We start from the raw sequence: 15,114 nt of genomic DNA, 5'->3' as shown, positions 1-15,114 counted from the left end.
GGGATCCAGCCGATGACCCAGCCGACGACACGGCCGACGACGCCGACCGGCGCACGGCTCGTCGAGTCCATGACCGCCGCCGAACTCGAGCGGGCCGAACGCGTGGAGGCGGTGCTGCCGTCGCTGCGCGAGGCCGCCGCGGCCGCCGACGCCGCGGGCGAGTTCCCGGCCGGGCACGTGGCGCTGCTGCGCGACGCCGGACTGCTCGGCCTGGTGGTGCCCACCGAGTACGGGGGCCTCGGCGGCGGGCTGCGCGACCTGGCCGCCGCCACCTACGCCATGGGCAGCGCCTGCCCGTCCACCGCGCTGTCGTACTTCTTCCACAACACCAGCGCCTCGCGCGGGCTGCTGCCGCTGGAGGCCGTCGAGGCCGGCCTGTTCAGCGGCGACGAGGTGAAGCCCGTGCGGGCGTTCGCCGAGAAGGTGCTGGGCAGGATGGCCTCCGGGACCTGGATGGCCAACTTCGCCAGCGAGGAGGTGAAGTCGTCCAGCGCCAACATCGCGATCGCGACGACCGCGACCCCGGCCGAGGGCGGCTGGCTCCTCAACGGGGTGAAGTCGTTCGGCTGCGCCACCGGGGTCGCCGACACCTACCTCGTGACGGCCCGGCTCGACGGCACGTCGAACGCCGACGGGCTCGCGCTCTTCCTGGTGCCGCGCGACGCGCCCGGCGTCGTGCCCCGCGACCCGTGGAACGGGCTCGGCATGCGGGCGTCCAACAACCACGGGGTGACGCTCACCGACGTGTTCATACCGGCGGACGAGGCCCTCACCGTCCCCGGCGCGTTCGTGCGGATGCTGCAGATGAGCCGGGGCAGCTTCGTCGGCAACCAGCTCGCCATCGCGGCCTGCTACCTCGGCGCGACGCAGAACGTCTACGACTTCGCCCTCGACCGGCTCACCCGCAAGACCTTCGCCGACTCCGGCCGGCCGATCGCGTCCTCGCCGATGCACCAGGTGATCATCGGCGACATGACCGAGCGGCTGGAGACGGCCTACCTGTGGATCCGCCGGCAGCTGGAGCTGGAGACCTCCGAGCCGCCGCTGCGGCCGAAGCCCGAGGTGTACCGGCAGTGGCGGATCGCCAAGGGCGACATCACCGAGGCGTGCTTCCAGGTCGCGCTCGGCGCGTTCAAGGCGTGCGGAACGTCCGCCGCCACGATGGACGGGGTCATCGGCCGGACGCTGCGCGACCTCGCGATGGGCCTGGTGATGACGTTCCCGGCGGAGCGGGGCAGGCTCGAGGCCGCCCAGGTCCTCACCGAGAGCAAGGAGAACGAGCTGTTCGCGAGCGTACCGAAGTGAGCGGGAGGCATCGCGATCTGGTCGGCGGGGACTGGGCGGACACGCCCGGGAACGGTCCGGTCCTGGAGGACCCGGCGACCGGCGAGGAGATCGGCCCCGCCGGAATCACCGGCGAGGAGCGGGTGGAGCGCGCGCTCGCCGCGGCCGAGGCCGCCGCGGACGGCTGGGCCGCGCGCCCGGCCGCCGAGCGCGCGGACCTGCTGGAGGAGATCGCCGGCGCGCTCGAACCGGTGACCGCGGAGATCGCGGCCCTGGAGGCCGCCGCCACCGGCGTCCCGATCCGGCAGGCGGCCCCGCTCGGCATGATCGTGTCCGGCTCGTTCCGGCTGGCGGCCGGGCAGTTGCGCGACGGCTGGCTCGACGGCGCGGTCACCCGCGACGACGGCCGCGCGGTCGAGGTGCGGCGGCTGCCGTGGGGCCCGGCGCTGTGCCTGGTCCCGTGGAACGCGCCCGCGCCGATGGCCGCGCACAAGGTCGCCAACGCGCTCGCCGCGGGCTGCCCCGCGATCCTCAAGCCCAGCGAGGGCGCGCCGCGGGGCAGCCAGCGGTTCGCCGAGGTCGTCGCGGGCGTGCTGGCCGAGCGGGACGTCCCCGGCGGGGTGTTCCAGCTCGTGCACGGCGACGGCGGCACCGGCGCCCAGTTGACCGGCGACCCCCGGATCCGCGCGGTGTCGTTCACCGGCGGGGCCGCCGGCGGCCGGTCGGTCGCCGCCGCGTGCGCCGCCGGGATCAAGCCGGTGCAGCTCGAACTCGGCGGCGTCAACCCGCTGGTCGTGATGCCGGACGCCGATCTCGACCGCGCCGCGCGCGCGGCCGTCGACCTGCTCACCACGCTCAACGGGCAGTGGTGCCGCGCGCTGGGCCGCCTCATCGTGCCCGAGACCGTCCAGGACGCGCTGCTGGACGCGATCGGCGAACGGCTCGCGGCGCTGCGCGCGGGCCCGCCGCTGGACGAGGACACCGACTTCGGGCCGCTGGTGCACTCGCGCCACCGCGACCTGGTCGCCGCGCAGCGGGACGCGCTCGGCGGGCGCCTCGTCTCCACCACCAAGGTGCCGGACGAGGGCAACTACCTGGCCCCCGCGCTCGTCGCGGGCGTGGATCCGGGCGACGCCACCGAGGAGATCTTCGGGCCCGTCGCCACCGTCCACCCGTACCGGACGCTGGACGAGGCCGTCGCGCTGGCCAACGGCACCGCGTACGGGCTGGAAGGGTACGTGACCGGCGCCGACGAGGACGCCGCGCTGGCGGTGGCCCGGCGCATCCGGGCCGGGGAGGTCAAGGTCAACGGGTCCAGCGTGATGAGCCTGCACCTGTTCACGCCGCGCCCCGCCTGGGGTTCGTCCGGGCTGGGCGAGGAGGGCACGGCGGAGACGCTGCGCTTCTTCACCAACCCGCGGGTCGTGGGCGTGGAGGACGGGTTCGCCCTGCACTCCCGGGAGGCGTGATGGCGCGGGTGCTGGTCGCCGGAGCCGGTCCGGTGGGGCTCACCGCGGCGCTGGCCCTGGCGCGCCGGGGCGTCCCGGTCACCGTCCTGGAGGCCGAGCCCGCGCTGGCGGCCGAGTCGCGCGCGTCCACGTTCCACCCGCCGTCCCTGGAGATGCTGGACGAGCTGGGCGTGCTGGACGCGCTGCTGGAGCGCGGTCTCGTCTCCCGGACGTTCCAGTACCGGGAGCGGCGCGGCGGCATCATCGCCGAACTGGACCTGTCGGTCCTGTCCGGCGACACGCCGTACCCGTTCCGGGTGCAGTGCGAGCAGAGCAAGCTCACCCCGATCCTGCGCGAGCACCTGCTCGAAGCGGGCGGCGAGGTGCGGTTCGGCGCCGCCGTGCGGGACGTCCTCCCGCACGCGGGCGGCGTGGAGGTCGCGACCGCGGGCGGCCGTTTCCGCGGCGACTGGCTGATCGGCGCGGACGGCGCCGGCTCGGCGGTCCGGCGCTCGCTGGGCGTCGGGTTCGAGGGCATGACGTACCCGGAGCGCTTCCTGGTCGCCTCGACCCGGACCGACATCGAGGCTCTGCTGCCCGGCATCGCGGCGGTGAACTACGTCTTCGATCCCGAAGAGTGGCTGGTGCTGCTGCGCACCCCCGACCACTGGCGGGTGCTGTTCCCGACCCCCGAGGGCACGCCGGACGACCACGAGCTGGCGCGGCTGCCCGAACGGCTGCGCGGCGTCGCCGACGCGCCCTGGGACGTCGCGCACGCCAGCCTGTACCGCGTGCACCAGCGCGTCGCCGCGACGTTCCGGACCGGCCGCGTGCTCCTCGCCGGGGACGCCGCGCACGTCAACAACCCGCTCGGCGGCATGGGCATGAACAGCGGCATCCACGACGCCGTGCGGCTGGCGGGCGCGCTCGCCGACGTCCTGGACGGCGGTCCGGAGGCGGCGCTCGACGCCGCCGCGGCGGCGCGCCGGGAGACGGCGCGGTCGTTCGTGCAGCGGGTGACCCACGCCAACTGGGAGCGGATGCGGTCCGACGATCCGGCCGCGTACCACGACGAACTCCGCAAGCTCGCCGGTGATCCCGTGGAGCTGCGGCGGTACCTGCTGCGCACCTCGATGATCGCCTCGCTGCGGGACGCCGCCTGATGCCCGGTGAGATCGTCCGGGAGAACCCGGCCCGGCTCGAGGAGATCGTCGGCCGGGTCCCGGTGGCCGGTGAAGCGGAGGTGGATCGGGCCGTCCGGGACGCGGAGGCGGAGCAGCGCGCGTGGCGGCGCCTGCCCGTCGACGAGCGGGCGGGCGTCCTGCGCGAGGCCGCCGACGCCGTCGACGCCCTGCCCGGCGCGGCCGAGCTGCTGGCCCGCGAGTCCGGCAAGCCGCTCGCCGACTGCGCCGGGGAGCTGCGGTTCGCCGCCGCCTACCTGCGCTGGATCGCCGGGCAGGCGCCCGCGGCGCTCGCCGACCGGGAGACCGACGACGCGGCCGGGCGGCTGGTCCTGCGGCACCGCCCGTACGGAGTGGTCGCGGCCGTCACGCCGTGGAACGCGCCGATCATCCTCGCCCTGCTGAAGGTGGGGCCGGCGCTCGCGGCCGGCAACACGGTGGTGGTCAAGCCGTCGCCGCTCGCGCCGCTGACGATCGGCCGCGTGCTGGAGGCGTTCCCGGCCGGGCTCGTCCGCGTGGTGCACGGCGGCGCCGCGACGGGCCGGACGCTGGTCGGCCACCCCCGCGTGCACCGGATCGCGTTCACCGGCGGGAGCGAGGCGGGCCGCGCGATCGGGGCGGCCGCCGCCCAGGCGATCACCCCGGTCCTGCTGGAGCTCGGCGGCAACGACCCGGTCGTCCTGCTGGACGACGCGGACCTCACCGGCGAGGCGATGGACCGGCTCGTCATGGCGTCCTTCGCCACCGCGGGCCAGGTCTGCATGGCCGCCAAGCGCCTGTACGCGCCGAGGTCGCGGCTGGCCGAGGTCCGCGACGCCTATCTGGCGGCGGCCGAGCGCGTCCTCGTCCTCGGCGACCCCCTGGACGAGGGGACCACGGTCGGCCCGGTCATCTCGGCGGACGCCGCCGACCGGATCCGGGCCCTCATCAGCGGCTCGGTGGAGCGCGGCGGCACCGCCGTGGAGCTCGGGGCGGTCCGGGCCGAGCTGGAGCGCGGCCATTTCGTCCGGCCGGCGCTGGTCATGGACGTGGCCGACGACGCGCCGATCGTGGCGGAGGAGCAGTTCGGCCCGGCGGTCCCGCTGCTGGCCTACGACGACGAGGACGAGGTGGTGGCCCGCGCCAACGCCGGCGACCTCGGCCTCGGCGCCTCCGTCTGGTCCGCCGACGAGGACCGCGCGTTCGCGTTCGCCCGCCGGTTCGACGCCGGCTTCACCTTCGTCAACACCCACAACCGCACCGGGATGGCGCTGCGCGCGCCGTTCGGCGGGGTGAAGCGCAGCGGGCACGGCCGCGAGTACGGGGTCGAGGGCCTGCTGGAGTACGCGCAGCCCTGCGCGATCCACGCGCCCGCCGCGTTCCGCGCGGGCGGCGGCGGGATGGGCGCGGGCGCCTACCCGAGCTGACCGCCGCGTCGTTACCCAATCGCGGCGCCCGGCCCATTGCCCTCCCGCCCGGCGGGGTGCTTAATGGGGATGCCATATTGGAAACTCTGTTTCTCTCTACGAAACAGAGCGGTTGCCCCTCGGAGGCAGCATGCGCCCCGTCCATGCCGTCCGCTCCCTGACCGGAGCCACCGCCGCCGTCCTCGCCCTCACCGCGGCGAGCGCCCTCTCCCCCGCCCACGCCGCCGTCACCCGCGTCCAGACCACGGTCGAGATCCGCTGCGCGTTCACGACCCTGCAGCAGGACGCCGACTGGTACTTCCCGTCCGGCACGCCCCAGGGCCTGGTGTGGCTGCAGCACGGCTTCGCCCGCTCCAACGCCAACGTCGCGGACCTCGCGTCCAGGTACGCCGGCGCCGGCTACCTGGTGTTCGCCCCGACCCTGCCCACCGCGAACCTCCTCGGCTGCACGCTGCAGAACATCGGCAACAACACCGACTTCCTCGGCAACGTCGCCGACCTCTTCGCCAAGATGGGCGACCCGTCCGACAAGCTCGGCCGCAGCTTCGCCAAGGCCAAAGCCGAGGCGGGACGCCCCGGGCTCGCGCTGCCCGGCTCCCTGGTCTTCTCGGGGCACTCGGCGGGCGGCGAGGCCGTCAGCTACGTCGCCGGACGGCTCCGCACCGACGGCGCGGCGACCTGGGCCGGGCTCCGCGGCCTGGTGCTGCTGGACCCGGTGAAGTCGTTCATCGGCGACAACCTCGGCACCGGGCTGGCCGCGGTGGACGGGACCGGCCGCATGGTCCGCACGATCTCGGGCCCGGACGGCACCTGCAACAACAGCGGCAGCGGGACCGACGCTCTCCAGGCCGGCGTGCACGCGCCGTTCGTCGGCGTCCGGCTGACCGGCGGAGCGCACACCGACGCCGAGGGCGCGAGCACCGACGCCGTGGGGACCCTCGCCTGCGGCACCCCGAAGGCCGAGAACATCGCGACCCTCCAGACGTTCGCGGTGGCCTGGGCCAAGGACGCCTTCAACGGCACCCAGACCGCCGGGTACCTGCCAGGCGGCTCCTACTACCAGTCCCAGGCGTCCACGGGCAGGATCGAGACCCTGTCCGGCGCCTCCTGACCGCGCCCCCCGCCCGCCGACCGGCGGGCGCGGCCCGGTCGACGTGAAGTTTCTTCGCGACGGCTCTGGCGGACCGGGGACCACACTTGTAAGGTTTTGGAAACAGCGTTTCGCTAGAGGAACCGGGAGGCCCGATGGGTCCGGTCCGGGTGGCCGCCGTCCAGTTCGCGGCGGGCCTCGATGTGCCCGGCAACCTCGCCACCTGCCTGCGCATGGTGGATCGGGCGTCCGCCCAGGGTGCGAGCATCATCGTTCTGCCGGAGTTCTGCAACCGCCTGTCCTGGTACGAGGACCGGGCGTCCGCCGAGCGGCACGCCTGTGCCCTCGACGGCCCGTTCCTCACCGCCATCGCGGAGCGGGCCGCGGCGCACCGCGTCCACGTCAAGCTCAACGTCACGCTGGCCGGCGCGGACGGCCGGATCACCGTCAGCAGCCTGCTGTACGGCCCGGACGGCGCGCTGCTCGGCCGGTCCGACAAGCTGACGCTGATGGGCGCGGAGGGCGACCACCTCGACCCCGGCACCGCCGCCGGGCCCGTCATCGCCACCCCGCACGGCCGGCTCGGCATGTACGCCTGCATGGAGGGCGTCACCAGCGACGTCCCGCGCGACCTGGCGGTGCGCGGCGCGCAGGTGCTGCTCAACAGCCTCAACTCGTTCGCCACCGACGAGGCCGGCCTGCACATCCCCGTCCGCGCCGCGGAGAACAAGGTGTGGGTGGTGGCGGCCAACAAGGTCGGCCCGCTGCTGCCCACCGCGCTGCTGCCCGCGATCGCCGAACGGCTGGGCGTGCCGCCGCAACTCCTCGACGGCGCGGGCGAGAGCCAGATCGTCGCGCCGGACGGGACGGTCGTGGCGAAGGGGCCGCGCACCGGCGAGGCGGTCGTCGTCGCCGACATCGACCCGTCGCTCGCCGACCGCAAGACCCGCCCGGACGGCACCGACCTGTTCGCCTCCCGCAGGCCGCGCCTGTACGCGCCGATCGTCCGGCCGCCCCGCCCCCGCGAGGCGGCGCCGGGCGACGAGAAGCTGGACGTGGCCGTCGTCCGCGACCCCGGCCTGGTCCGTCAGGCCGCGCACGCCGGCGCCGAGCTGATCGTCCTGCCCGAGCTGGCGTTCGGCACGGACAGGGACGCCGGCGAGGTCGTCGGCGAACTGGCAGGCGCGCTCCAGGGCACCACCGCGCACGCGGTGACCAGCGTCCGCGCGGGTTCCTCGCACGCCGCCTACCTGGTGAACGCGGACGGCCTCGCCGGAACCCAGCCGCAGCTGCACGCCAGCGCCCGGCACTCCGGCTGGGCCACCGAGTACGGCGAGCGACTCGAGGTCTTCACCCTCCCCTGGGGGCGGCTCGCGCTCGTGACCGGCGACGACGCCCTCTACCCCGAGGTCTTCCGCCTCGCCGCGATCGCCGACGCGGACGCGGTCGCGGTGCCCTTCACCCCCGCGGAGGACTGGGAGACCGCGCTCGGGCTGCCCGAACGGGCCGCCGAGAACCGGCTGAACGTCATCGCCTCCGGGCCGGAAGGCGGGCTGATCCTGGCGCTCCCCGCCGACTTCACCCTCTGGACGGCCTGGCAGGGCCCGTTCGAGGGCCGCATCAGCCATCCCCTGATCACCCGCGCCACCGAGCCGGTCACCGTGGCGGCCGTCCACCCCGCCCAGGCCGTCAACCGGCTCGTCTCCAAGAACACCGACCTGGTCGGCGGGCGTCCCGCGCAAGCGGTCGCCGCGCTGGCCGACGACGCACCGAGCGGAGCAGCCCGTTGAAGGAAACCCTGCAGCACGTCGAGCAGATGGTGGACGAGTCCCCCGTGGTCGACGTCACCGAGACCTTCCACCGGTTCGGCGACATCCTGACCGGCCTGAAGGCGAAGATCGACGCGCGGTTCGAGCTGACCCGCGACCCGTCCAGCGAAGCCCTGGAGTCCTACGGGAACCCGCCCGAGAGCCCCGGCGGGCGCCTGGCCGCCTACACCGGGCCCGAGGTCGACTGGATGGTCCACTCCTGGCTCGGGAACCCGACGGCGGGCTTCGCCAACCTGCACCTGACGGTGTGGCTCGGCCCCCAGGTCCGGGTGCCGCACCTGGGCATCGCGCTGCTGGTCTGGCCGGAGGGCTGGTTCTACGTCGACTCCATCCCGCGCACCAACCTCCTCGCCGACGGCGAGTACTACGACTCCTACTACGAGCCGCTCAACGAGGGATGGCTCGCGGTACGGGAGGAGAACCCGCAGCTTGAGTGGTTCACCAGCCGCGCCGGCTTCATCCGGACGAGCCTGTCCCCCACCGCGCACTGCTACTCCTTCCCCCGCGAGGACAAGAACATCGACCTGGTGGAGCGGCTGCTCACCGAGCATGTCGACCGGTGGCTCGGCTGGGTCGACGCGGCCCCGCCCGTGCCCGAGGAGGAGCGGGCCGAACTCGCCGCCACCGACCTCGCGACCCGGCGCAACATCGCCGAGCGCGACCCCGCGAACGTGATGGGCGTCCGTTACTTCGGGCAGGAGACCACCGACCGGCTCGTCCGGGCGCTGTGGGGCGGGGACCGAGAGCTGCCGCGTCCATGAGCGCGCCCATGAGCGCGCCCATGGACGTGCGGTCCCTGTGGTGGTCGGCGGACACCGGCGGGCCCGCCCCGTTCGGCACCGCGCACCTGAAGGTCTACTACCCGGCCCGCGCCGAGGGCACCGACGCCGAGCGGCTGTCCGGGGTGATCCCGCCCGACCCGCAAAACGCCCCCTACCCGGTGGTCGTGTTCTGCTCCGGCGTGAACGTCGAGCAGGCGGTCTACCGGGAGCTGGCGGCCGGCGTCGCCGCCGCCGGGTTCGTCGTCGTGACCTTCGACCGGGTGGCGGAGCTGTTCGGCGGCCAGTACGGGCTCACGCCGGGCGTCGACCTGGACGCGGCCCGCCCCGACGCCTACGGCACCCGCCCGACCTGCCCCGCCATCCCCGCCGTCCTGGACGCGCTGAGCGGGATCGACCTCCTCAAGGACGTGCTCGACCTCGACCGGATCGCCCTCGGCGGGCATTCGGCGGGCGGCACGGTCGTGCTCCAGTCGGCCCGGTTCGTCCCCGGCGTGCGGGCCTGCTTCGCCTACGGCACCCACACCATGGTCGCGACCATGCTGGGGTGGCCCGCCGGCACCGTGCTGCCCGCGCAGGTCGACTGCCCGGTACTTCTGGGCGTCGGCACCGAGGACGGCGTGATCATGGGCAGCTCGGACCGGTACGGGCAGGACGGCCCGTCCGACCCGGTCGCCCGCACCTTCGACGAGGCGCTGCGCGACCCGGACGACCTGCTCGCCGTCGTGCGCGGCGCCAACCACTTCGCCGTCGCGGACCCGGTCGACCCGACCGCGGCCCGCGCCTTCCTCGACCGGCGGCCCGAGACCGACCCGGACGAGGCCCGCCGTGCCTTCACCGGCCTGGTCACCGCGTTCCTGCGCGCGCACGTGCGCGGGGAGGACGTGACCCCCTCCGCCGATCCGGCGCTCATCGATCTGCGGCGCCGATAGGAGTCCCCATGCTCAAGAACTTCTGGTACGCGGTCGAGTTCGCGCACGAGGTGACCCGCCGCCCGCGGCGGGTGACGTGCCTCGGGCAGGACTTCGTCCTCTACCGCAAACGCGACGGCGCCGTGGTCTGCCTGTCCGACCTGTGCGTGCACCGCGGCGCGGCGCTGTCGGAGGGCAAGCTCGTCGGCGACGAGATCGCCTGCCCCTACCACGGCTGGCAGTACCGGCCGGACGGCGGATGCACCAAGATCCCGGCGAACCCGGCCGGGCGCGGCATCCCGAAGAAGGCCCGCGTCGACTCCTACCCCGTCCGGGAGGAGTACGGGATGATCTGGGCGTTCCTCGGCGACCTGCCCGAGGACGAGCGGCCGCCCATCCCGCACTTCCCCGAGCACGAGGACCCCGCGTTCCGCGCCGTCTACGTCCAGATGGTCATCGAGGCCAACTACGAGCGGACGTTCGAGAACGTCGTGGACGCCGCGCACACGCCGTTCGTGCACGGCACCCGGTTCGGCAACCCGGACAAGCCGGAGATCCCCGACTACGAGATCACCCAGGACGACTGGTCGGCGGTCGCCGACATCTCGCTCAGCCCGCCGCCCGCGAAGGGCCTGTGGAAGCGGCTGTACAAGGGGGTCCCGGAGGAGGTGATCGCCACCAACGGCTGGTTCCTGCCGAACATCGTCAAGCTGCACGTCCGGCTGCCGTTCGGCGACATGATCCTCTACGACCACAACATCCCCCTCGACCGGAACCGCACCCTCGTCAAGATCGTCGGCTACCGGAACTTCTTCACCGGCGGGTGGGCCGACCGCGACGCCCGCAAGCGGATCGCCAGCATCCTGCTGCAGGACAAGCCGGTGGTGGAGAGCCAGCGCCCCGAACTGCTGCCCTACGACCTGCCCGACGAGCTGCACCTGCGCAGCGACGCCCTCCAGGTCGCCTACCGGCGCCGGCGGCAGCAGCTCATGGCGGACGGCTGGTGGCTCGGCGAGGACGACCACATGACCGTCAACGGCAAGCGCGGCAGCGCGACCGTCATCCCGTCGCCGGCCCGCCGGGAGAACCCGGAGCTTGCCCGCGCGTGGCAGCACCGCGCCCGCGGCGCCGCGCCGATTCCCGCCCCGGTTCCCGCCTCGAAGACCACCGTCCCCGACGACGCCGCCGAGACCGCCGACAAGACCGCCGACAGGGGCGTCACCGAAGGAGTGAGCGAGTGAGCGCATCGCCGCCCAAGGCACTGTTCGACCGGACCCTGGCCGCGCTGGCCGGCATCGAGGAGCTGACGCCGGTCCGCGAGAAGGACCTCGTGAGCGCGATGTCCCCGGACCCGGTCGGCACGCTGCGCGTGCTGCGCGGCGAGCGGATCGCCAAGGTCGTGTGCATCGGGCTGACCGTCGACCAGATCGGCATGGACAGCCACATGATCTTCGCGTTCACCGCCGCGGACTCGCCCGTCCCGCACTTCACGCTCGACTCGGTCAAGGCGGGCGGCACCCTCGCCTACCACATCGACCTCGTGCCGCGCGTCGACCTGGGCTCGCACCTGGACTACGTCAACGCGGTCTTCCAGCCGCTGACGCCGGCGTTCGAGGAGGTCAAGGAGCGGTTCGGGCCGTCCACCGCCGCGATCGGCCCCCGGCAGCACGCCATGATGTCGCCCTGGATGCTCGTCAACCGGGCGACCGAGGAGCACTTCGCGCAGATCGGCGACTACCTCGACCGCTACTTCGAGCACTGGCGCGATCTGCTGGTGAAGGGCGTCCCCGACGACGTGCGCGGCACGCTCGCCGACACCGACCTGGCCGCCCGCGACGCCCGCAACCGCGCCGCCCTGTTCAGCGCGGAGGTCGACCCGGTGTGGGCGAACGTCGCCCGGCTGGTCGGCGACGAGCAGGCCGAGGAGTTGCGCGGCGAGTTGCTGTCCAACGACCTGCCGGAAGGTGACGCCGCCGATGGCTGAGCCGAGCGAGTGGCAGACCCGGATCCAGGGCGAGTGGCACGGGCGCCCGTCGCTGTTCGACGCGTCCGGCACCTGGCAGGGGTTCGAGGACATCCGCAGGTCGTCGGTCTTCGAGGACGGCGTCACCACCTACTACATGGACGGCGGCCTGGAGGGCGGCGGCCCCCTGGCCGGACGGTTCCGGCTCGGCGCGCCGTTCGCGTTCGGGGTGGTCGACTCCGACAGCGACCGCCTCTACACCGGGCCCGACTTCCACGGAACCGGGCAGCCCTACGGCGGGTTCGTCGACGCGAACTACTACGGGCCCGGCTGGCAGGTGGACCTCAACACCTGGAACCACGTCCTGCCCGACGGCGAGACGCAGGTGTACTCGTCCACCCTCTACCAGGGCTGGGCGGTCGTCGGCTGCTTCAACGGCGTCTACAAGCGCAGCACCGACTACGACTCCAACGCCGCGACCCGGGAGCGGATCGACCGGTTCCTGGCGGACGAGACCCGGCACGGCCCGATCCCGTACATCCTGCCGACCAAGCAGCGCGGCGCCTACAGCGGGACGTGCGAGCTGTGGGGCGCCGACCAGAAGCCGGCCGGCGAGGTCGCCGTGTCGATCGAGCTGGAGCCCATCGACCTGCTGCGCACCCGCCGGCACGTCACCTGGTCCGGCGCCCTCGACCGGACCTACACGGTGGAGGCCCGGCGGGACGGGTTCCGCTCCTTCTTCGAGGGCCCCGACGCGTGGGGCAACTCCCAGGCGTTCGGGCGGGCCGACTACCCGGTCCTCCACTTCACCGACGTGTGGAAGCTGAAGGGCCGCGAATTCATGATCGACGCCACGCCCGGCATGTCGGCCGGCGAGACGCTCACCGTGGTGTACGAGCTGTTCAAGGGCGGCGTCCTGAACAGCGTCCTGCACGGCGTGCTGACCTGGGAGGCCGCGTGACGGGGCCGGCGGTCGTCGTCACCGGCGGGACGCGCGGGATCGGGCTCGGGCTCGCCCGCGAGTTCCTCGCCCGAGACGCCCAGGTCGCGATCTGCGGCCGGTCGCAGGAGTCGGTCGACAAGGCGCTCGCCGAGCTCGGCGACGGCGTCGTCGGGGTCGTGTGCGACATGGCCGACCGCGACCAGGTGCAGGCGCTGTGGGACGCGGCGGCCGAGGCGTTCGGGCGGATCGACCACTGGATCAACAACGCCGGCGTCTCCACCGCCCGCCGCCCGCTCACCGAGCTGCCGCCCGAGCAGCTGGAGACGGTCGTGGCGGCCAACCTGCTCGGCGTGATGCACGGCAGCGCCGTCGCGGTGCGCGGCATGACCGCGCAGGGCGGCGGCACCGTGTGGAACATGGCCGGGCTCGGCAGCGACGGCCGGACCGTCCCCGGGCTGATCGCCTACGGGGCGACCAAGCGCGGCACCGACTACCTCACCACCGGCCTGGCCAAGGAGATCAAGGGCGGCCCGGTCAAGGCGGCGCACCTGTCGCCCGGCATGGTCGTCACCGACCTCCTCCTCCAGGACTACTCCCCCGAGGAGCTGGCGAAGGCGAAGAAGGTCTTCAACATCCTCGCCGACCACGTGGAGACGGTGACGCCCTGGCTGGCCGGCAAGATCCTGGCCGGCACCAAGAACGGCGGCACCGTCGCCTGGCTCACCACTCCCAAGATCATGGGACGGTTCCTGCTCGGCACCGTCCGCAAGCGGGACCTGTTCGGCGACCGGGCGGACGGCGAGGCATGACCGACTACCCGATCGCGCTGGCCGTCGAGGACTTCGTGCCGGTGGCGCTGACCGCGGCCGGCGTCGCGCTGCTGCGGCACAAGCACGCGCTGATCCCCGCCGCGTCGGCGCTGATCGTGACGGGCGGGTTCGCCAAGGCGACCTGGAAGCTGATCGTCGCCCTGGACGGCCCGGACCTGCGCTGGCTCCACGAAGCGCTGTTCCCGCTGCTCGCCGTCGGCTTCACGCTGCTGGTGTTCGCGCTGTCGCGGGAACTGCACCGGTCGGGCCATCCGGTCCTGCTCGCCGTCCCGCTGCTGGCGGCGCTGGCCGCCTCGGCCGCCCTGCGCGACAGCTGGCCCGCGATGGTGTGGACGATCATCGCGGTGACCGGCGCCGGCGCCCTGCTGCTGCGGGCGGCCGTGCGGGCGGGCGACACGCTCGGCGCATCGCTCTTCGGCCTCTGGCTGGCCGGACAGTACCTGCTCGGCCCGATGGCGGCGCGGGCCGAGCAGTCCATCTCCCTGCAATGGGTGGAGCAGTCCTGCAACACCCTCGCCCAGGCGGCGTTCGCGTTCGCCGCCTGGCGGCTCACCACGGCGACCCGGGCACAGGAGCCGGAAAGGGCGGCGACATGACGGACGCACTCGGCTGGCGGCGGAAGTTCGGCGTGATCGCGCCGTCCACCAACACCATCGTCGAACCCGACTTCTACCGGATGGGCGTCCCCGGCGTGACGTCCCACTTCTCCCGCATCCACATCCGCGACCAGAACATGGACGGGGACGCGGGCATGGAACGGCTCCTGGAGCAGATCCGCGACGAGATCGGCGCGGCCTGCGAGCGCGTCCTGACCTGCGAGCCCGACTACATGGTGATGGGCATGTCCGCCGAGACGTTCTGGGGCGGCGTGGAGGGCAACAAGCAGTTCGTCAAGCAGATCCACGACATCACCGGCCTGCAGGTGGCGACGGGCGCCGAGGCGTGCGAGCGCGCGCTGAAGCTGTTCGGGGCGCGGCGGATCGGCGTCGTCACCCCGTACCAGCCGGTCGGCGACGCCAACGTCCGCCGGTTCTTCACCGAGATCGGCTTCGAGGTCGACCAGATCATCGGGTTGAAATGCCCGACCGCCGTGTCGATCGCGCACGTCACCGAGGCGGAGCTGCGGGACGCGCTGCGGGAGCTCGCGACGGGCGAGGTCGACGCGCTCGTCCAGTGCGGCACCAACCTGTCGATGGTCGCGACGGCCGACGAGGCCGAACGCTGGCTCGGCCTGCCGGTCATCGCCATCAACGCGGCGACCTGGTGGATGGCCCTGCGCGACAACGGCATCGACGACAAGGTCTACGGCGCGGGCGCCCTCCTGCGCGAGCACTGACGGGCCGGCGCCCCCCTCGTCCCCGGACGTCCGGGCGGCGCCCGCGCCGCGACGTCCGGGCGGCGCCCGCGCCGCGATGTTCGGGCGGCGCCCGCGCCGCGATGTTCGGGCGGC

14 protein-coding genes are annotated in these 15,114 nt (G+C 73.7%); all 14 read left to right on the top strand.

The features are described 5' to 3' along the window. Nucleotides 1-12 precede the first annotated feature (12 nt). The 14 genes from SM418_RS16585 to SM418_RS16520 all read left to right on the top strand — a co-directional run bounded on the left by SM418_RS16585 (nt 13) and on the right by SM418_RS16520 (nt 15,000). Entirely contained in the window at nt 13-1,305 is a 1,293-nt protein-coding gene (locus SM418_RS16585; protein ID WP_371941658.1) for an acyl-CoA dehydrogenase family protein, read from the top strand. Then, a complete protein-coding gene (locus SM418_RS16580) occupies nt 1,302-2,753 on the top strand; it encodes an aldehyde dehydrogenase family protein (RefSeq protein ID WP_371941657.1) in 1,452 nt (483 codons plus the stop codon). The genes SM418_RS16585 and SM418_RS16580 overlap by 4 nt, the downstream gene beginning before the upstream one ends. Continuing rightward, on the top strand, nt 2,753-3,895 hold the full coding sequence (locus SM418_RS16575) for an FAD-dependent oxidoreductase (protein ID WP_371941656.1): 1,143 nt from the start codon (nt 2,753-2,755) through the stop codon (nt 3,893-3,895). The genes SM418_RS16580 and SM418_RS16575 overlap by 1 nt, the downstream gene beginning before the upstream one ends. Then, nucleotides 3,895-5,319, top strand: a complete 1,425-nt coding sequence (locus SM418_RS16570; protein WP_371941655.1) for an aldehyde dehydrogenase family protein — start codon at nt 3,895-3,897, stop codon at nt 5,317-5,319. Before SM418_RS16575 ends, SM418_RS16570 begins: the two co-directional genes overlap by 1 nt. A 130-nt stretch (nt 5,320-5,449) precedes the next feature. After that, nucleotides 5,450-6,430, top strand: coding sequence for a hypothetical protein (locus SM418_RS16565; RefSeq protein ID WP_371941654.1), 981 nt, complete (start codon nt 5,450-5,452; stop codon nt 6,428-6,430). A 134-nt stretch (nt 6,431-6,564) separates the two neighbouring features. Further along, nucleotides 6,565-8,199 carry a nitrilase-related carbon-nitrogen hydrolase gene (locus SM418_RS16560; protein WP_371941653.1) on the top strand — a complete coding sequence of 545 codons (1,635 nt, stop codon included), beginning with the start codon at nt 6,565-6,567 and terminating at the stop codon, nt 8,197-8,199. Beyond that, nucleotides 8,196-8,999, top strand: a complete 804-nt coding sequence (locus SM418_RS16555; RefSeq protein WP_371941652.1) for an oxidoreductase — start codon at nt 8,196-8,198, stop codon at nt 8,997-8,999. Before SM418_RS16560 ends, SM418_RS16555 begins: the two co-directional genes overlap by 4 nt. An 8-nt stretch (nt 9,000-9,007) precedes the next feature. Beyond that, on the top strand, nt 9,008-9,949 hold the full coding sequence (locus SM418_RS16550; RefSeq protein WP_371941651.1) for a dienelactone hydrolase family protein: 942 nt from the start codon (nt 9,008-9,010) through the stop codon (nt 9,947-9,949). Between the two features lie 8 nt (nt 9,950-9,957). Next, nucleotides 9,958-11,169, top strand: a complete 1,212-nt coding sequence (locus tag SM418_RS16545) for an aromatic ring-hydroxylating dioxygenase subunit alpha (RefSeq protein WP_371941650.1) — start codon at nt 9,958-9,960, stop codon at nt 11,167-11,169. Further along, nucleotides 11,166-11,912, top strand: a complete 747-nt coding sequence (locus SM418_RS16540; RefSeq protein ID WP_371941649.1) for a hypothetical protein — start codon at nt 11,166-11,168, stop codon at nt 11,910-11,912. Before SM418_RS16545 ends, SM418_RS16540 begins: the two co-directional genes overlap by 4 nt. Then, nucleotides 11,905-12,852, top strand: coding sequence for a hypothetical protein (locus tag SM418_RS16535; RefSeq protein ID WP_371941647.1), 948 nt, complete (start codon nt 11,905-11,907; stop codon nt 12,850-12,852). The genes SM418_RS16540 and SM418_RS16535 overlap by 8 nt, the downstream gene beginning before the upstream one ends. Next, nucleotides 12,849-13,643 carry an SDR family oxidoreductase gene (locus SM418_RS16530; protein ID WP_371941646.1) on the top strand — a complete coding sequence of 265 codons (795 nt, stop codon included), beginning with the start codon at nt 12,849-12,851 and terminating at the stop codon, nt 13,641-13,643. Before SM418_RS16535 ends, SM418_RS16530 begins: the two co-directional genes overlap by 4 nt. After that, entirely contained in the window at nt 13,640-14,260 is a 621-nt protein-coding gene (locus SM418_RS16525; RefSeq protein ID WP_371941644.1) for a hypothetical protein, read from the top strand. Before SM418_RS16530 ends, SM418_RS16525 begins: the two co-directional genes overlap by 4 nt. Then, nucleotides 14,257-15,000 carry a maleate cis-trans isomerase family protein gene (locus tag SM418_RS16520; RefSeq protein WP_371941643.1) on the top strand — a complete coding sequence of 248 codons (744 nt, stop codon included), beginning with the start codon at nt 14,257-14,259 and terminating at the stop codon, nt 14,998-15,000. The genes SM418_RS16525 and SM418_RS16520 overlap by 4 nt, the downstream gene beginning before the upstream one ends. The last annotated feature ends 114 nt before the right edge of the window (nt 15,001-15,114 follow it).

Origin of the sequence: Actinomadura chokoriensis (genome assembly GCF_041463665.1) — a bacterium.
Classification (GTDB): domain Bacteria; phylum Actinomycetota; class Actinomycetes; order Streptosporangiales; family Streptosporangiaceae; genus Spirillospora; species Spirillospora chokoriensis_A.
Note: the sequence above shows the minus strand (reverse complement) of the source record. Positions and strands in the feature narration are given on the sequence as shown.